This is a genomic window from Nodularia harveyana UHCC-0300 (genome assembly GCF_034931085.1).
In the GTDB taxonomy this organism is placed as follows: domain Bacteria; phylum Cyanobacteriota; class Cyanobacteriia; order Cyanobacteriales; family Nostocaceae; genus Nodularia; species Nodularia harveyana.
This window is the reverse complement of sequence record NZ_JAYGHG010000014.1, coordinates 1-18,507: the sequence shown is the minus strand read 5'-3', so window position 1 is coordinate 18,507 and position 18,507 is coordinate 1. Positions and strand designations below refer to the sequence as shown.

Sequence of the window (18,507 nt, the reverse complement as noted above, 5' to 3'; positions counted from 1 at the left end):
TTCATCTGTGGTTAATTATCTTTTGACATACCAAACATCCTCTAAACTATTTTAGCTAAATTTCGAGCAGTTCCAGAATCCTGGAACCCTCAAAACAGATAGCTAAATTCGATAAAACCAGTCTTGACAGTTTTAACCAGTTAACTGATTTTCTTTACTTACCGCAAAACCTCCACTTCTTCCTCAGCCGCATTCATTTGGTCAAGGATTCCCCAAACTTCTTGTAACATTGGTTCTAAACCTGAGCGGGTAACTGCTGAAATTAAGAAAACCGGACACAGAGAGAGATGATTAAGTTCGATAGCTAGCGCTTCTAAATCAACAGTTTCCCGGTCAACTGCATCAATTTTATTCAGCACCAAAATTTGAGGACGCTTGGCTAAACCTCTTCCGTAGGCTTGCAATTCCTGCTTAATTGTCTTATATTCTCCAATCACATCTTCGGTAGTCGCATCAATCAGGTGTAACAGAACCTTGGTGCGTTCAATGTGACGTAAGAAATCGTATCCCAAACCCGCACCGTGGGAAGCACCTTCAATCAAACCGGGAATATCAGCAAAAACAGTACCATCACCAGTGGGTTTTCTGACTACACCCAAATTAGGAATTAGAGTTGTAAAAGGATAGTCCGCAATTTTGGGACGTGCGGCTGATAGAGAAGAAATTAGTGTAGATTTACCAGCATTTGGTAAACCAATAATTCCCACTTCCGCTAAAAGTTTCAACTCTAAGCGTAGCACCTTCATTTCTCCATCCAGTCCAGGTAAAGCATATTCTGGAGCGCGGTTACGGTTACTCAAAAAATGCTGATTTCCCAATCCACCTTTTCCACCTTCAGCGACCCGAAAACGCTGTCCAGGTTCAACTAAATCGCAGAGTAAAGCACCTGTACTACCATCATAAACAGACGTACCACAAGGAATTTCAATAATTAAATCCTTACCATTCGCCCCGGTACAGTTCTTTGGTCCACCACGTCCACCATTATCGGCTTTAAAAAGATGCTTGTATCTGAAGTCCAGCAAAGTTTGGAGGTTGGTATCAACCACAAAAATTACGGAACCTCCACGTCCCCCATTTCCACCAGAGGGACCGCCGGCTGGTACGTATTTTTCACGTCGGAAGGCGACGATACCATCTCCACCTTTACCAGCTTCTACTTCAATTAATGCTTGGTCAATAAATTGCATAATTTTTGAGTCGTTAGTTGTGAGTTCTAAATTATAAGTTTTAATAAACCTGTAATTCCTTACTCTTTACTTGTAACTCACCACTCAACATGGAAGCACTCAGTACTTAAATATATGGTGAAATATCTTCACCACATTCATCTGCTAAATAGGAAAGAGAGCGAAAACGTAAACCTACGAGTTGTTCGTATAGCGGGTTGAGTTTACATAATGGCGGTATATGTACAATTTTGCGTCCAAATAAAGTTACATCCCGTTCAAAGGGACACTGAGGGGGAATCATTCTGCACAAGAAACGGGCGACTCTGGGATCTTTGATTTCTAGTCCGTCTAGCCAGTCACGCAGAGGACAGAGTAATTCTTGTGGCGGTTCTTTAGGTGCTGCTAGGGTGGAAATTTCTTCTGTTTGTACTAGGGTATGGCGTAAGGATTCGAGGATGTCTTGTGGCTGTTCTAAAGCGGTGTACAACTGTTGCATGACTTGATCTTCGCTGGGGGAATATGTACCATTAGCGATCGCCACCATCACAGCTGTACGAGTAAAATTTTCGGCTGCTGCTGTTTTTTTACCCAACTTAGCAGCTAATTCTTCTGGTGTAATTATCTCCAGTGAATCTAACTCAATCCCCAGCGCTAATTCATCCTTGGTCCAACTAGTAATTAATTCCTGTTCTTCAGGATCAAAGTGACCATCAGCCCAAGCAACTGTCAGCAGACCACGTAACCAAGCGGTAATTTGTTCACTGCTGTAAGGAGATTCCACAACACTTGTCATAATCACACCTCTGAATCTAGACTAAGGTACTTTAAATTATGATACACAGTACTTGTGCGGCTGATCAGTGCGATCGGAGATATCCATTCCTAACAGGCTTAATTAGGTCAACTGTATAAATTTGTCTAAAAGAATCAAATTGATAATTATTTTTCATCAGTTAATTTATTAGTGTGGATGTGTTTCTCAGTAAATCTACACTTCATCTCATATCACTTCAAAAACTATAATTAATTCATCTCTGCTCATTTAAAACAGCATCAACACACATTGAACAATTTACAATTACCCAAAATTTTTAGCGGAATTGACTACAAATTTGATACATTAATTAATACAAAACTATCTCAATAGAATCCTAGAAGAGATACAAGTAGCACCAAATTAACTAGACAACGCTAACTACTTATCATTAAATATACATGAAATTTTATTTTGGCATTGAGCATGAAGTCGCTTTCCTCAACCAGTCAGGAAAATTTGCTGATTTTTCCCAGACTAAATTTGCTGACTTTAATCAAATTGTCGAAAAACTACCCACCTACCCCGACGATTATTCACAATTGCGAGTTGGTGATGCTGGTATTAGGGAAAAGAGATGGTATATCGAAGGTTTTGAAAGATTTGCTGATTCTGACAAAGTAATTGATTGTCTACCTAAAGGGATTGAAATTAGAACTACTATCCACTCTGATATTCAAAGCACTTTAACTGAATTATCAGAAAGTTTTCACTTATTGCGTGAGATGGCGACTAGCTACGGTTTTACACCAGTTTTAACTAGCTTCAACCCCCATCAAACGGTATTTGAGCCTCAACCCCCTTTAAATGATTATGAACTCAAACAGTTACAGACTTATCCTGATGAACGCACCGCCAATATTTACATGGTAACTTATGGACCAGATTTAAATATTTCAGTGGGAGATTTACCGATTGAAAATGTGATTGATATTGGTAAAAAGTTAACTTATTATAGTCCTTATATCGTGCCTTTCAGTTATAGTTCTCCTTTTTATCACGGCGAATTATGGGATGGTTTATCAGTACGAACTTTTGTCAGAACTGGAAAAAGATCAGCAGCCCTAGTGTTTGTGGAGAAACAAGAACAGCTAATTAATAGTGTACCTTCATTAACAAAAGTAGCGCGGATTCCTGCGGAAGTAGGACGGATTGAATTTAAAGCTTGTGATAGTTGTGATGATTTTTCTATCTATGGGGCTTTATTAGCATTATTGAAAGGTTTGATATTAGATAAAACTCTACTGGGTAGGGCAATTACACCTGATGCAGATTTACACCAAATTTCTGCTAAAGAAGGTTTTGATCATCCAGATATTTTGGAGAATGCTGCCAAACTTTTACAAATAGCTGAAGTTTCCCTGGGTAATGATACAGATGTGCATTTATTAACGCCTTTAAAAGATATGCTAGCCCATCGAAAAACTAAATCCCATGAACTAATAGAGACTTACCAACGTATAGGTTCTATAGAAGCAACACTGAAACAGACTTATCAATCATAGTTTTTCTCAGTTTTATCTGTGTTCAATCATACTGCCTACTTTCTACCTTTCACTTGACTATTTGATTTAAACTTCATTAATCTCAGGACTAGTTTCGCAGAAGTTTTGAGAGAATTTCCTAGACGATAAGATCTGCGGATTATATTTAAGACAGAGTATGGAACACGCAGTCGCAGTGGGTATAACAGGGGGAGATAGAACCAGTAATAGGCCTTTTTCAAATCGTTCCATTTTGAACAGCTTTCCACATGGAGAAAATCTGAGATATCTACAACTAATCCTCTCCCTTGGTGCATCATCACATTACGACCGTGGACATCATGAGGATAGAGTCCCTGACGTTGGGCATATTCAAGACCTGCATCGATGTCCTGAATTACTTGTTTGGGAATAGGTAAACCCAAGTGCATACAATCGTAGAGGGTAGTTCCATAAAGCCGTTTCAAGAGTAAAAAGTTATCCTTGGCATACAAACACTCAGAAAATGCTGGATGAGAACCTAGACGATTGTAGACTTCTACTTCCTCCTCATAGCCTGGCCGTCCTGGGGCATAAATCTTGACTACAGATTCAGGGTAGTCAGGGTGATAGACTACTGCGGCATAATTTCCTGTACCAAGTAACAGCCAGGGTTGTGGAAGATAGTTAACCTGGATGGGATTATGGGGATCAATACTGGCAATTTGTAAGCTAGGCAGTAGTTGGTGATCAATACTTTCGATCAGCTGCTTTGGAGGCAATTTGTCCATATCAGATCAGTATCAGGAATAATGGGATTTTATCGGAGGCTAAAATTCCCTATATAAACTTTATTTGTATCTATCTAAATTTTAAGCGGATAGCTACCTAGACACATAAGAATTTAATTTTTGGCAATCCTGAATATATTTAAGTAGGTGGAGGGAAAAAAGTGAAATATGTCACAAAAAGTAGAATCTCTTCCCTGTTCCCTAATATAATTTACTGTTTTGCTGGAGAGTCCGGTTTAATTTCCTGACTGGGGGGAATACCTTCTAGGGGAATCAATGCTTCCATCACGGCTTTGACAATTGGGGCGGCGACAGTAGAACCGTAAGCATCAGCACCTTTTGGCTCATCGGCTACTGCAAAAACTACATAGCGGGGAGATTCTACTGGTAAGATACTCACAAAACTAGTAATACGTGCATTTGGGATATAGCCCCCATTCGGACTAGCTTTTTGAGATGTGCCTGTTTTACCAGCAATGCGATAACCGGGAATTTGGGCAGGGCTGCCAGTACCTTCTGATACAACAGTTTCCATCATTTCTACTACCTTTTGGGTTGTAGCTGCTGAGAAAATTTGACGTGCTGCGGGAAGATTGGGCGAATAATGCATCTGCCCTTTGGTATCCACTAACCCTTGGACGACATGAGGTGTAACTAATTTGCCGCCATTGGCTAAAGCACCATGCATTTGTACCAACTGTAACGGTGTTAAAGAGAAACCTTGTCCAAAGGATGTAGTTGCGGCTTCAATGGGGGAAGCGAGAAATTCTTTTTGACTTTTTAGCTGTCCACTGACTCCAAAAGGTAAGTCTGTCTCAATATTTTGACCTAATCCCAAGCGTTGCAGCCAGTTGTAATAGACTGTTGGTTGGATCTTTTGAATTATCTGCACCATGCCGATGTTGCTAGAAGTTTGGAGAATTTGGGCAATGCTGATGTTGCCATTACCTCTATGACTAGCATTTCTAATGGTGTCTTCACCTATCTGAATAGAACCGGAGTCATTAAATGTATCATCTGCTTTAATTACGCCATTTTCTAGAGCGATCGCTACATTCAAAGGCTTAAAAGTCGATCCCGGCTCATAAAGATCAGCCACTGTCCAGTTTCTAAATAGGGAAATATCAGCACTGGAGTATTCATTGGGATCATAATTAGGATAAGAAGTCAGAGCTAATAAAGCACCATTTGAGGCATCCATGACAATTACCGCTCCCCGTTTAGCCTGAAACTTCTCCATCTGTTTTTGTAAAGCAGTCCGGGCGACCCTTTGTAACCGGCTATCAATAGTTAATTTCAGTCGGAGATCATCAAAATTTAAAAATCCTTCCGGCGCATGATTTGGTAGAAGTCTCCCATTACCCGACCGACTCAACTTGACTTGCTGCACAGAACGTTCTAGCAAGTTCTCTTGACTGTATTCCACACCAGCCTGACCGAGCCTGTCAACATTTACATAACCAACGACATCAGCCACCACATTCTTTTGGGGGTAATATCGGGAATATTTTTGAATCAATTCTAAACCATTTAAGCGCAATTCTTTCACCCGGTCAGCATTAACTTCTGGTAATGCCGAAGCCAGTGTAATGCCACTCTCACGACTCTTAAAAGTTTTTACCAACTCAGCCGGAGTTTTATCCAAAATAGGAGACAGTCTCTCTGCCGTTTCTTCAGAAGACTTGTTAAACAGCTTAGGATGAACATACAAGGTATATACCGGGCGATCAATAGCTAAGACATCGTTACGACGATCTACCACTAAACGACGGGGAACGAAAGGCCGTAAATTGACCATTTGCCGGTTTCGCGCTCTCTCGGTGAGCTTTGCTCCCTGAAGAATCTGTAAACGATACAAATTAAAAGCTAATCCCAAGCTTGCGGCCATTAATATCCCCCAGACCACGAATACTCGGGATTTAGGATTTGTTACCTGATCTTGAGTATGAGAAGTAAAGCGGAACCTCTGCATAAACCGGAAAGGAGAAGTATTGTTTGTCCTCCTCCAGACTGGATTCCGAAAATTTCGCAATTTAAATTTACTTGGTGACTTCTGCATAGACCTGCTTAGTATTAACAATCAGTTATCAGTTATCGCCAGGAGTCTGAGTTCCCTACAGTAAGGGTTTTGGGATCACTGTCGCTCTAATATCCTAGTGGCGAGGGAGTATTTGGGGGCGTTACGGGATTTGCTAGGGTTCTAGGTTGTGTAACATCAGCACTATCAGTTGCAGATGCAGGGGGAAGAAAAATTGTCCTAGCTGGTGTTGGTGAAATTAGCCCCGTCGCTTCCTGTTCTGCTTCCTCCGCCATTTTATTCTTGAGGGTGGCGTTGGTTGTGGTTAACTGCCGTTCCTCAACCTGTAGATTTTGGAGCCTGTTATATCCCTGTCCCCATTTTTCTTGAGAATATACTGTCAAACCATAGACACATAGAGTTGCTGTGACTAATAAAAACGTGACAACTGAGGAATAACGATGTGAGGTATACAACCGGACTAACCAAAAAGGTTGAGCGGCGGCCGTAGTCATTACAGGTAGACTGCCTTCGCCTGCTTGCTGATTTTTAGAGGTTTTTCTATTTGATTGACTTTTAACCTGGGGAACTGAAGCTTTAGTAACTTCTGATAATCCTCCGGTCACAGAAAGGGACATTTTTTTTGGAGAACGTCGTTGTTTTTTTGAGGGTACTGGTAAGGCCTGATCTGTAGATGCAGTCTCGATTTTTGAATCTAGAGACGGGGAGCGCCGTCGCCTATTAGATGAGGTAGAGTTTCGCTGGAACCAATTACCTGTCTGAGCAATAGCTGATTTACGAACAACAACCATAAATGTTTTTAGATCGAAAATACTTGACGTTATATCATTTGTCTGTTTTGGCTAAGGTGAGAATCGTGTTCTGCGTCAACAGTACACCAAACACACTACACCTTTTGAACTCTTACCATAGGGGGTTGCACGAATGTTGAACTAATCATCTCCGTGTGTTTTCTCAAGGGGAGAGTTTCAAAATCTCTGAGTTGTATTGTATTTAAAGTATGGCAACACAAGGCAGCAAGGGGCAAGACCCTATTACCCCTCTTTCACCAAAAGGCAAAAATCTGATAGCATCAGCTTTTTATTTATTTCTGCTGGTTATAATATTTACAGAGTGTTGTATGAGGAAAATCAGTAATTTTTAATTTCAGGTCTTGGTTATCTGGTTATCTACCAACTTGGTGAATGTAGATTTACCTGTCCGGTTACTGTAATCCTTAATTACATAGATTAATTAGTTGACTACATCATCACTAAAACCCAAAAAATCAACCTAAAGTATTACTTTGGGAAATCTCAGTACAAAGCATTTCAAAAATTAGCAATAAATAGGTTATCTTATTCAACAGGCGAATTTTTTTATCGCCATTATTTGGTGAAAGAGGAGTTTATGATGAAAACAAAAATCTTTGGTTTTATTCTGATGTTAGGGATGGCTGCGGTTCTGGGAGCCTGTGAACCTGCTCCTCAGCCTGATGCAACTCCAGAGGCACCTCCTGCACCTGGTGAGCCTTCTGACGGTGCTGCTACCCCTGATCCTGCACCTGAAAGCACTCCATAAATTTCTGTTGGAGAAATCTGGTTTCAGAAAAAAGCTCTTAATAGTGTAATTTACTACACAAAGTTAGTTAATTATGTTGTGAAAAAGCATATAAAACTTTCTGTTTAAGTGCAGTAAAGTCTGTGATTAAGAGCGGAAAGAAAGGACACTGGTATATACGGTTCCATCTGGGAGCAAGTGTCCTTTTGAGGACTTACGCAGGAACACTCTGAAACTCTTATTCCACAGTATTCTCTGCGGCTTCTGTGGTTAGTAATTTCTGACTCTTGCGTAAGTCTGACTCCTGTTTTAATTGTTAATTAAAAGTTTTTCTTTTGAAGATTTAGTAGTTAAGCGTATAAAATCTACCTTAATTTTTACAGAAGATGATTTTATGTTGCTACTGCAATTTAGTACATCCCATTATTGTCGCAAAGCTCGCCTGGGACTAGGCTATAAGCAAATTAAATATAAAATTGAAAATCTCACTCCTGGTTTGCATATTTTCCGAGTTAAGCCCCTGACTGGTTTAAAGACTTTGCCCGTTTTGTTACCGGAAATAGAGGGTGAACGGAATGCGATCGCGGATTCTACGGAAATTTTTAAATTTCTAGAAACTTACCAAACAGAACCATGTTTATTTCTACCTGATCATGAACAGCAAACAGAAGCCTGGATGCTAGAGGATTGGTTAGATGAAAGCATTGGTACAGCTACAAGGTTTGTATATTATCAGTTTCGGGCTGGGGAAGGTAAGCAAATTGACCCTTCACTTTTGAGCCAGACAGTAATCTCAGTGGTGCGTCAACAATATGGCATCAACCAGGCTAGTGTAGAATTAGCTCAGAAGAGACTAGCTATTGCATTTGATGAGTTATCTATTCGGTGGCGAAAACGTGATTATTTAGTTGGCGATCGCCTAAGTGTAGCAGACCTAACCGCCGCCGCCTTACTGAGTCCTCTATCACTCATTCCCCATTATCGTCAAGAATATCCCTGGTTATTTGAACGAATTATACAAGTCCATCAACTATGTTATGAGCCATTACCGCCGGGATTGTGAAGCAATGGGGAGTAGGGAAAATGAAGCCAAACCAGACCATATTTTTGGGAATTTTAACTGTTATTACTACTATCTTGGTGTCCTTAGCTAGCAGTTGGGGACAGAGTGTAATAGCATTACCACCACCAGAAGATATACCAGAAGAAATATTACGGACAGAAATTATTATAGACGCGCGATCGCCAATAGATGGTAAATCCCTAAATGCTGCTGAATACGCAGAATTACAAGAACAAATACAAATCAGTCCTCCACCCAAACTGAGTACCAGTATCCGGGAAACTATTTACCTCATAAAACTACGTAAAGCCTTACTACAAATTTTTCCCTTCCTAGACATTTAGCAAAACAATTATTACACCTTCCCAGTCCCCATTCTGATGTAGGATAACGGTAGCGACGAAATTACAAATAAATGTAAACAATAATATTTACTGCTAGTAAGACCATGCAGACTGTACTCTACATAGTCAGCAATGGGAGTACATCATTCAATTAATTTATTGAGACGTAGGTAGCTTCATGTCCATGACCACAATTGTTGCAGAACAGGTTAACCGTATAGTCGGGAATCAGCATCACGATCCCTTTGAAATACTAGGTTCTCATTGCATAGAACAAAATGGTAAAAAAGTTTGGGCTGTACGAGCCTACCTACCAAATGCGAGTGCAGCATCGGTAGTTCTTCCTGAGCAACGTCAGGAATACCCAATGCAGCCAGTACATCATCCGCATTTCTTTGAATGCACAATTGAAATAGCAGAACTGACAAACTACCAATTACGCATCAAAGAAGGTGAGCATGAGCGTGTAACTTATGACCCCTACGCCTTCCGTTCCCCCAACTTGACAGACTTTGACTTACATTTGTTCTCCGAAGGCAATCATCACCGCATATACGAAAAAATGGGAGCGCATCCCACAGAAATCAACGGTGTAAAAGGCGTTTATTTTGCCGTTTGGGCCCCCAATGCGCGTAACGTTTCCCTACTAGGAGATTTCAACCTCTGGGACGGACGTAAACACCAGATGAGAAAAGGCCCCACCGGGATTTGGGAATTATTCATCCCGGAAATCGGCGTAGGAGAGCATTACAAATATGAAATTAAAAACTTTGAAGGACATATTTACGAAAAAACCGATCCCTACGGTTTCCAGCAAGAACCCCGTCCCAAAACAGCATCCATTGTCACTGATTTAAACGCCTATACTTGGTCTGACCAAAACTGGATGGAAAAGCGTCGTCAAACAGACCCTCTTACCCAACCAGTATCAGTATACGAAGTGCATTTAGGCTCTTGGTTACACGCCTCCAGTTCTGAACCAGCTACATTACCAAATGGTGAGACAGAACCCGTAGTTGTAGTTTCCGAACTCAAACCAGGCGCACGATTCCTCACCTACAGAGAACTAGCAGACCGACTAATTCCCTATGTCAAAGAATTGGGATACACCCATTTAGAACTACTACCCATCGCCGAACACCCCTTTGATGGGTCTTGGGGTTATCAAGTAACAGGATACTATGCCCCTACCTCAAGGTTTGGCAGCGCTGAAGATTTCATGTATTTTGTTGACCAATGTCACGCTAATGATATTGGCGTAATTGTCGATTGGGTTCCCGGTCACTTTCCTAAAGATGGTCATGGTTTAGCCTTCTTCGATGGTACTCACCTTTATGAGCATTCCGATCCCCGCAAAGGTGAACATAAAGAATGGGGTACTCTAGTTTTCAACTACAATCGTCACGAAGTCAGGAATTTCCTGGTTGCAAATGCCCTCTTCTGGTTTGACAAGTATCATATTGATGGGATTCGGGTTGATGCTGTCGCCTCCATGCTTTATCTTGACTATTGCCGCGAACCAGGAGAATGGTTAGTTAACGAATATGGTGGACGAGAAAACTTAGAAGCAGCAGATTTTCTGCGTCAGGTAAATCATCATCTTTTCAGTTATTTTCCTGGTGTTCTCTCAATTGCCGAAGAATCCACTTCCTGGCCGATGGTATCTTGGCCTACCTACACAGGCGGTTTAGGATTTAACTTAAAGTGGAACATGGGCTGGATGCACGATATGCTGGACTACTTCAGCATGGACCCGTGGTTCCGCCAATTCCATCAAAATAATATTACCTTTAGTATGTGGTACAACCACAGTGAGAACTTCATGCTAGCTTTGTCCCACGATGAGGTGGTACATGGTAAGAGCAACATCATCGGTAAAATGCCCGGTGATACATGGCAGAAGTTAGCAAATGTGCGTTGTTTATTTAGCTATATGTTTGCTCACCCAGGCAAGAAAACCATGTTTATGAGCATGGAGTTTGGACAATGGAGTGAGTGGAATGTTTGGGCAGACCTGGAATGGCAATTATTGCAGTATGACGACCACCAACAATTAAAGCAATTTTTCCAGGACATCAACTGTCTCTATCGTTCTGAACCAGCTTTATATACCCAGGATTTCGCTGAGGATGGGTTTGAGTGGATTGATTGCAGCGACAATCGTCATAGTGTGGTTTCCTTTGTCCGTTATGACAAGGATTCTGATGATTTTGTAGTCGTGGTTTGTAACTTCACACCCCAACCCCATTCTCACTACCGCATTGGTGTACCGCAAGCAGGGTTTTACACCGAGTTGTTTAATAGTGATGCCCGTCCTTATGGCGGCAGTAATATGGGCAACTTAGGTGGTAAATGGACAGATGATTGGTCGTTGCACAATCGCCCTTATTCATTGGATTTATGTCTACCACCTTTAGGTGTATTGATGCTGAAGTTGGATAAACAGAAGACAGCCGAAGTGATGAAATAATATCTCTTACCCTCCCTTTTCTTCGGGGAGGGTTAAATTTTATGACTCGTCAACAACAATAAAAACCGATGGATTTGTTTATCCACGTATTGCAAAAATAGGATACAGATTCACACTGGGTAGCCTCAAACCGCGTTTAGCAATTATGTAGCATCTCTACATTAAGATATAAGAACCAAAAGATTTGTTTTCATCTAGGAATGAGTTAACAAAATAAAAGGATCTGACTATGACTATTGAAGAGAATGGTTCTAAACGAGTTCTGACTATCAAAGCTATTTACAAGTTTATTGGTGGTGCTGCTCTGGGTATTTTTGTGGTGAGCATTCCTATTTTGTATGGCTCATCTACCGATGTCAACTTATTTCAAGTATCTATGGCATCACTATTAATTATTGTGTGTGGGTTACTATCGAGCATTTGGGGTGAAAAATTTATTAATTCTGTGATGAACGTTCTAAATTCTTCTGGATTGTAATTGACTATCCTATTTTATCAGGACTTACGCAAAATATCTCTCAAACCCTGATTTCTCTGTGTACTCTGTGTCTCTGTGGTGAGTTATTCCGTCACTTGTGCGTAAGCCCTGTTTTATAAATTCTTAATTAGAAATATCTTATCAATAAAATTTAGGTAATTGATGAATAATGAAGAGTTTACTGGTTCCTGTGGAGAAGTTGCAGTCAAGCGATCGCACAGTCATGTATGCGCTACTGCAAAATCACTTTCAAGGTGTTTCCTGGGAAGGATTTAATATTGATCTAGAGCGTAAAAACTGGGTCTTATTATTGCGAGATCAAACAAATGTCCTCAAAGGTTTTTCCACTTTGATGTTATGTGACAAGACTGTATCGGGACAACAAATTAGTGTGATCTATTCAGGTGACACTATCGTTGATCCTAGTGCGTGGTCGAGTATCAGCCTACCACGTAGTTGGATTGCTGCCGTCAATTTTCTGCGTCAACAATATAGTGAAAATAAACTATACTGGCTGCTAATTTGTTCTGGGTTTCGGACTTATCGTTTTCTCCCCACCTTTTGGCAAGATTTCTATCCCCGTTATGATGTCACAACACCTAGTGATGTGAGTTATCTGATGGCGAGTTTGGCAAGGGAATATTATGGTAAATTATACCAAGAAGCTACTGGGATCGTAGATTTCCAGCATCCCCAAATTCTCCGCGAGGGGTTAATTGAAATCCCCGCAGGAAGACGGACTAAACCCCATATCCAATTTTTTGCCCAAAAAAATCCCGGTTATCGACAAGGAGATGAATTAGTTTGTTTAACTGAAATCAGTTATGAAAATCTCACTTCTGCTGGAAAAAGGATGTGGGATTCAGAATCATCATTAGAATTTGTACAGGATTCTATTCTCATTTAATATTGATTAGTAAATCTCCTGGAAACAAAACTTCAGCTTTAGGTCACCCAGCCCTGATCCGTATACGGAAATTTTAATCTAGAGATTGCCATCTCTGAAACTTAAGATCACACACTGTTTATCTCACACCTCTTACATCAACAACGGTTAGGCGTTAAAGGATGTCAATGCGATCGCCATAATTCCACAAAAGCTTATCACCCCAAGCCCAAGTACCAATACGCAGGGATGTAACACTTGGTCTATTTTGTCCTAATATGATATTTTTTACGTTGAATATTTATTTTATTTACATTTCTTTACTTTTATAGTTTAACGCTACACATAAACGTGAGAGTAGGATTTGACAGATCATTTATGCTAATTCTGATAATTGAGACTCCCTAACAGTGCATAGGGGCATTTTTAGCTTCGCCGTTTTCTGGTATGGGTATTAAGACCCGTTTAAGAATTGGACGGAGATTAATTAATATATCTAGTAAATAATCATGAAAAAAATTATTACATTTTTAGGAATCCAAGCCAAGAAAAGTACATATAGTTGTGAAGCTAAAAAAACAATTATGGTTGTCAAAAAGCACATACTACACGGCGAAAATGGGAAACCTGTAGATTTCATCAGAACACCGAATAAGTCCGGAATCCTCGAGCCATTTTATTTAGTTATGCACTATACAGCTAATACGTCTTTTGATAACACAGTCAAGTGGTTTTCCCAGCGTAGAGCAAAAGTTTCTTCCCATCTTGTGATTGGGCGTGATGGAAGAATATGCCAGATGGTTCCATTTAACAGAATGGCTTGGCACGCAGGTCAAAGTAAGTGGGGCGAATTAGAATCTCTGAATAGATACTCTATTGGGGTTGAGCTTGAAAATGCTGGAAAGTTAGAACGGCAAGATGACGGAACTTGGCGAAGTTGGGAAGGAAAACTTATACCTGATAATGAAGTGGATATTCTAATTCATAAGAACGAGTCCATAGCGACAGGATGGCATACGTACACAAAAGAACAAATTTCGAGTTCAATCAAAGTTGCTGTAGCATTACATAGTGAATACACCTTTAAAGGTATTCTGGGTCATGACGATATTGCTCCCGATAGAAAAATAGATCCCGGTCCGGCATTTCCTATGAAAGATTTTATAAGTCATGTACTGCACAAATAAAGTAGTTTAAATAATAGTATTCATCAATGAAATTAACGAGAGAAAACTGGATTCCTGAATGGGCGTGTATGCCTTCAAGAATTCCAAATACACCTTTGGGATTTTTAGTTTGGTTTTGCAGTAAATTGTACCGAATTGCTGCCAAAATAAGTGTATTGTTATTATGTGCGATCATCATTGGGATAATTCCAATACCTCCTTTTTTTCAGATGTTCGGTATAATTTTAATGATGTTTACTATCCCGATAATACTACTACAATGGGTCAATCCTCCAATCAGTGCATTTATGCTGCAAAGAAGTATGCAGATGCAGAGACAAATTCACTTGGATTGGATTGATTACGATCATATCTCTAAGGATTTAGTTTTAGCTATTTTTGTTGCAGAAGATCCTTTGTTTGCCTGGCACATTGGTTTTGATCCTATTAGTATTTATGGAGCCTACAAAAACAATAAGGCAGGAAAACCTCTACGAGGTGGAAGCACTATAACTCAACAGTTAGTCAAAAACCTATTTCTCTGGCCAGCAAGATCCTATATTCGGAAGCTAATAGAACTTGGAATTACCCTCGTCATAGAAGGTTTTCTAACAAAAAAAAGAATTATCGAAATATATTTGAATATTATTCAGTTCGATCATACAATTTTTGGGGTTAAAGCAGCATCTCAGTATTTTTATAATAAAAGCGTAATTGCGATTTCTGCGGAGGAAGCTGCTTTAATGGCAGCAGTTCTTCCCAACCCTATTATCTATAGAATAGATGCGCCGTCACCAAGTGTACTTCAGTCCCAGGCATTGATTATGACGAAAATGAAATTGACGGGGTTAGAAGCACTTCAGTTCTCGCTGATTTAGAGGAAAGTTGTAAAGCTATCTCAGTCAAATTAAGAGGGTTCAATGACCGTAGAAGCTTTGTGAATGATAAATATCTCTAATTTCATCAATTGTTTACAGTATTGATTTAATATATTTTCCATGTCTTTGATTACCTAAATAATTTTACTAATTGTTAAATATTAATGATACAGCAATAGGAATCATATTTGATTTCTGAAAAAAATAAGTATTGTAGCGTTAGGATGAAATCCGTAACGCACCGTTATTAAGGCTTTGGTGCGTTACGCTACCGCTAACACACCCTACGTGTTTGTTCAATAATCAAATAGTAGTCCTATAGATGGCGATCGCCCCATATCTGAAACTCTAGTAAACAATTTTATTCCATAGTTTATGAGACTCTAGAGTTTGTAACCCTTATGCAAAAATAGTGATGGCAAACGGCGAAATATTTGATTCTGAAACAGACTCCCAGGCTATACCGAAAATCAATATCCTGACGATGTTTCGGTTAGGTTTATTTCAGATGGGATTAGGGATCATGTCACTTCTGACTCTCGGAGTCCTGAATCGAATCATGATTAAGGAATTAGCACTTCCAGCGACTTTAGTAGCCGGAACCATAGCGATGTATCAATTAGTCGCACCAGCCAGACTGTGGTTTGGTCAAATGTCTGATGCAAAACCATTTTTAGGACATCATCGCACTGGTTATGTTTGTGTCGGTGCGGCTGCATTTGTGACCACATCCTTTTTAGCCGTACAAGCAACATGGCAATTAGGAGCTAGTTTTTATACCCAGGGTTGGACATTACAAACTTATGGTTGGGTGGCTTTGCTAGCAGGGATTTTCGCCTTCTATGGATTGGCATTGAGTTCTAGTTCTACTCCTTTCGCTGCTTTGTTAGTGGATGTTTCCGATGAAGACAATCGCTCTCAATTAGTTGGTGTCGTCTGGTCAATGTTAATAGTAGGCATTATCATCGGTGCAATCATTAGTTCCGTATTATTACCAGCAGCACCAGAGTCAGAAGTCTTAGACGCTACGCTAACATCTCTTTACAGTCAACCCGAAAAGTTAGCAGCATTACAAAATTCCATTAACCGCTTATTTTTCATTCTCCCAGTCGTGGTTTTTGGATTATCTTTATTATCTACATACAAGGTGGAGCAAAAATATTCGCGTTATGGCTTGCGCTCAACGGCGATCGCAAGAGAAGATAAAATTACTCTGCGGACAGCCTTGAAAGTTCTCACAGCTAGTCGCCAAACGGGTCTATTTTTTAGCTTTTTATTAGTTCTCACCATCAGTTTGTTCATGCAAGAGCCTGTGATTGAACCTTATGGCGGTGAAGTTTTTGGAATGTCTGTGGCGGAAACAACTATACTCAATGCTTATTCTGGAATCGGGACGCTGATTGGTATGGTTGGCACTGGATTCTTAGTTGTGCCACGCATAGGTAAACAAAAAACCGCTAAGTTGGGCTGTTTTTTGGTGGCATTTTCCTTTGTATTGGTAATTTTATCCGGTTTTACTGCTAATCAACAACTGTTTAAAGGTGCTTTATTTTGTTATGGTCTGACATCTGGTGTCACTACAACCGGGGCGATTAGCTTAATGCTAGATTTAACCGCAGCAGAAACGGCTGGAACATTTATTGGCGCTTGGGGTTTAGCACAGGCAATTTCGCGGGGTGTGGCTACGATAACTGGTGGTGCGGTGTTGGATGTGGGTAAAGGGATTTTTTCACAAGCAGTCATGGCTTATGGTTTAGTGTTTGTGATTGAAGCACTGGGAATGCTTTTGGCTGTGGTGTTCCTGAACCGAGTTAACGTCAGGGAATTTCAAACCAATGCTAAACAGGCGATCGCAGCTGTTTTAGAAAGTGATTTAGACTAAGTATCTTGGCTCAGGAACGGTTTTGGGCGAGAATTAATTGATGAATGATTTTTGGACAACAATTCTCAGTTTTGCTGAAACCACCACTACTAGAGTGGGAAAGCAACTGATGCAAGATTTTGGCAAAGTGCAAGCTTCCCAAAAAGCTGACGGTAGTTTAGTCACCCAAGCTGATAAATGGGCAGATCAGGAAATTTGTGATGCGATCGCCTCTAGTTTTCCTGATCATGGCATTTTAAGCGAAGAAAACGACAAAGTTTTTCCCGGTACAGAATGGTGCTGGGTCATCGACCCTTTGGATGGGACGACCAACTTTACTAGAGGTCTGCCCATCTGGTCAATTTCTCTGGGACTGCTATATAAAGGGACACCAATTTTTGGCTATGTTTACGTTCCCCCACTAGGTCAAACTTTTCACGGTTTCTGGCCTGGTTCATCGGGATTAACTACACCATCAGGGGCTTTTCTCAATCATCACCCCATCCATACCAGTAGTGATGCTCCCAGTAACAATCACTTTTTTAACTTCTGTTCCCGTAGCACTTCCGTAATTCAAACAGGATTTCCCTGCAAAATGCGGATGCTGGGGGTAGCTAGTTATAATTTTCTCACAGTTGCGACTGGGGCTACACTGGGTGGAATTGAAGCTACACCAAAGGTTTGGGACATCGCCGGGGCTTGGGTGATTGTACAGGCTGCGGGTGGTAGTTGGACATCTCTCAAAGATCAGCCCTTTCCGTTGTCACCAGGGGAAGATTATAGCGATCGCTCTTTCCCCACTTTAGTTGCGAGTCGCTCGGAAATCACACCCGTATTTACCCCATTTCTCAAACATTTAAAAATTTAACTAAAATTGACATACTCCCCAGCCTAAAGGCGTGGGGATTCTGGGGTCAAACAGCAATTGCTGACGTAGCCAGTCTAACATCACCTAACCCAATGGTTGATGCCCCAACCATTTGAATATTTTTAGCAGCGTTTTCATCCCGGCTATTAATTGACTGACAAGATGGACAACGCCATTGTCTAACAGATAAATCTAGATTTTCTAAAATATGCCCACAATGAGAACAAGTTTTACTAGATGGATACCACTTATCTACAAAAATAACTTGTTTATTTTTCTTTTTGGCTACCCATTCTAATATTTGTATAAATTCTCCAAAAGCTAAGTCCGATATTTTTCTACCCCAAAGACGTTGCATACCTTTGAGGTTTAAGTTTTCAAAACATAAAATATCAAACTTGTTTGTCAATTGATGAGCTAATTTCCAAAACCAATCACGTCTACGGTTACAAACATCTTCATGTTTACGAACTAAGTTCTTCCTAGCTCGTTCACGATTATTTGACCTTTTTATCTTTTTGGAGTGGTTATTACTAGCTCTTTTGATACCATTTAGAGACTGTTTCAGGAATTGAGGTGAGCTAATTAAAGTTCCATCGGAGCAAGTTAAAAATGTTTTGAGTCCAAAGTCAAACCCCGCTATTTTACCAGTCGTTGATTTAATTTTTGGTTCTAA

Annotated in this window: 17 protein-coding genes and 1 pseudogene; 11 read left to right on the top strand and 7 right to left on the bottom strand. The window is 40.3% G+C overall.

Annotation, left to right across the window (positions count from 1 at the left end):
* Window positions 1-158 precede the first annotated feature (158 nt).
* Both obgE and VB620_RS10605 read right to left on the bottom strand, forming a co-directional pair.
* Entirely contained in the window at window positions 159-1,190 is a 1,032-nt protein-coding gene (gene obgE / locus VB620_RS10610) for a GTPase ObgE (RefSeq protein WP_323196117.1), read from the bottom strand.
* Between the two features lie 106 nt (window positions 1,191-1,296).
* Window positions 1,297-1,965 (bottom strand): Mo-dependent nitrogenase C-terminal domain-containing protein, encoded by a 669-nt coding sequence (locus VB620_RS10605; RefSeq protein ID WP_323196116.1) that lies wholly within the window; start codon window positions 1,963-1,965, stop codon window positions 1,297-1,299.
* 422 nt (window positions 1,966-2,387) lie between these two features.
* On the opposite strand from VB620_RS10605, the gene VB620_RS10600 reads away from it, so the two are divergent.
* Window positions 2,388-3,491 (top strand): glutamate--cysteine ligase, encoded by a 1,104-nt coding sequence (locus tag VB620_RS10600; RefSeq protein ID WP_323196115.1) that lies wholly within the window; start codon window positions 2,388-2,390, stop codon window positions 3,489-3,491.
* 35 nt (window positions 3,492-3,526) lie between these two features.
* On the opposite strand, the gene VB620_RS10595 is transcribed toward VB620_RS10600, so the two are convergent.
* From VB620_RS10595 to VB620_RS10585, 3 genes are all read right to left on the bottom strand, one after another.
* Complete coding sequence (locus VB620_RS10595) at window positions 3,527-4,240, bottom strand: serine/threonine protein kinase (RefSeq protein ID WP_323196114.1); 714 nt, start codon at window positions 4,238-4,240, stop codon at window positions 3,527-3,529.
* A gap of 211 nt (window positions 4,241-4,451) precedes the next feature.
* Entirely contained in the window at window positions 4,452-6,299 is a 1,848-nt protein-coding gene (locus tag VB620_RS10590) for a peptidoglycan D,D-transpeptidase FtsI family protein (protein ID WP_323196113.1), read from the bottom strand.
* A gap of 86 nt (window positions 6,300-6,385) precedes the next feature.
* Window positions 6,386-7,069, bottom strand: a complete 684-nt coding sequence (locus tag VB620_RS10585) for a hypothetical protein (protein ID WP_323196112.1) — start codon at window positions 7,067-7,069, stop codon at window positions 6,386-6,388.
* Window positions 7,070-7,667: 598 nt separating this feature from the next.
* Between VB620_RS10585 and VB620_RS10580 the strand changes: the two genes are divergently transcribed.
* The 6 genes from VB620_RS10580 (at window position 7,668) to VB620_RS10555 (ending at window position 13,079) form a co-directional block, all read left to right on the top strand.
* Window positions 7,668-7,838: a hypothetical protein gene (locus tag VB620_RS10580; protein ID WP_323196111.1), complete on the top strand. Its 171-nt coding sequence runs from the start codon at window positions 7,668-7,670 to the stop codon at window positions 7,836-7,838.
* 373 nt (window positions 7,839-8,211) lie between these two features.
* Window positions 8,212-8,880, top strand: coding sequence for a glutathione S-transferase family protein (locus tag VB620_RS10575; protein WP_323196110.1), 669 nt, complete (start codon window positions 8,212-8,214; stop codon window positions 8,878-8,880).
* Window positions 8,881-8,900: 20 nt separating this feature from the next.
* The gene (locus VB620_RS10570; protein WP_323196109.1) at window positions 8,901-9,224 is read left to right on the top strand and encodes a hypothetical protein; all 324 of its coding nucleotides are present in this window, start codon (window positions 8,901-8,903) and stop codon (window positions 9,222-9,224) included.
* Window positions 9,225-9,402: 178 nt separating this feature from the next.
* Window positions 9,403-11,694, top strand: a complete 2,292-nt coding sequence (gene glgB / locus VB620_RS10565) for a 1,4-alpha-glucan branching enzyme (protein WP_323196108.1) — start codon at window positions 9,403-9,405, stop codon at window positions 11,692-11,694.
* Window positions 11,695-11,923: 229 nt separating this feature from the next.
* The gene (locus VB620_RS10560) at window positions 11,924-12,172 is read left to right on the top strand and encodes a hypothetical protein (protein WP_323196107.1); all 249 of its coding nucleotides are present in this window, start codon (window positions 11,924-11,926) and stop codon (window positions 12,170-12,172) included.
* Between the two features lie 169 nt (window positions 12,173-12,341).
* Entirely contained in the window at window positions 12,342-13,079 is a 738-nt protein-coding gene (locus tag VB620_RS10555) for a hypothetical protein (protein ID WP_323196106.1), read from the top strand.
* Between the two features lie 172 nt (window positions 13,080-13,251).
* Here the strand turns inward: VB620_RS10555 and VB620_RS10550 are convergent.
* Window positions 13,252-13,359, bottom strand: a pseudogene (locus tag VB620_RS10550) (aldo/keto reductase); the annotation flags it as partial.
* 208 nt (window positions 13,360-13,567) lie between these two features.
* Between VB620_RS10550 and VB620_RS10545 the strand changes: the two are divergent.
* The 4 genes from VB620_RS10545 (at window position 13,568) to VB620_RS10530 (ending at window position 17,831) form a co-directional block, all read left to right on the top strand.
* Window positions 13,568-14,245, top strand: a complete 678-nt coding sequence (locus VB620_RS10545; protein ID WP_323196105.1) for an N-acetylmuramoyl-L-alanine amidase — start codon at window positions 13,568-13,570, stop codon at window positions 14,243-14,245.
* 26 nt (window positions 14,246-14,271) lie between these two features.
* On the top strand, window positions 14,272-15,102 hold the full coding sequence (gene mtgA, locus VB620_RS10540; RefSeq protein ID WP_323196104.1) for a monofunctional biosynthetic peptidoglycan transglycosylase: 831 nt from the start codon (window positions 14,272-14,274) through the stop codon (window positions 15,100-15,102).
* 415 nt (window positions 15,103-15,517) lie between these two features.
* Entirely contained in the window at window positions 15,518-16,984 is a 1,467-nt protein-coding gene (locus VB620_RS10535) for a BCD family MFS transporter (protein WP_323196103.1), read from the top strand.
* Between the two features lie 40 nt (window positions 16,985-17,024).
* The gene (locus VB620_RS10530; protein ID WP_323196102.1) at window positions 17,025-17,831 is read left to right on the top strand and encodes an inositol monophosphatase family protein; all 807 of its coding nucleotides are present in this window, start codon (window positions 17,025-17,027) and stop codon (window positions 17,829-17,831) included.
* A gap of 46 nt (window positions 17,832-17,877) precedes the next feature.
* Here the strand turns inward: VB620_RS10530 and VB620_RS10525 are convergent.
* On the bottom strand, window positions 17,878-18,507 hold a 630-nt coding region (locus VB620_RS10525), incomplete at its 5' end, for an RNA-guided endonuclease InsQ/TnpB family protein (RefSeq protein ID WP_323196101.1).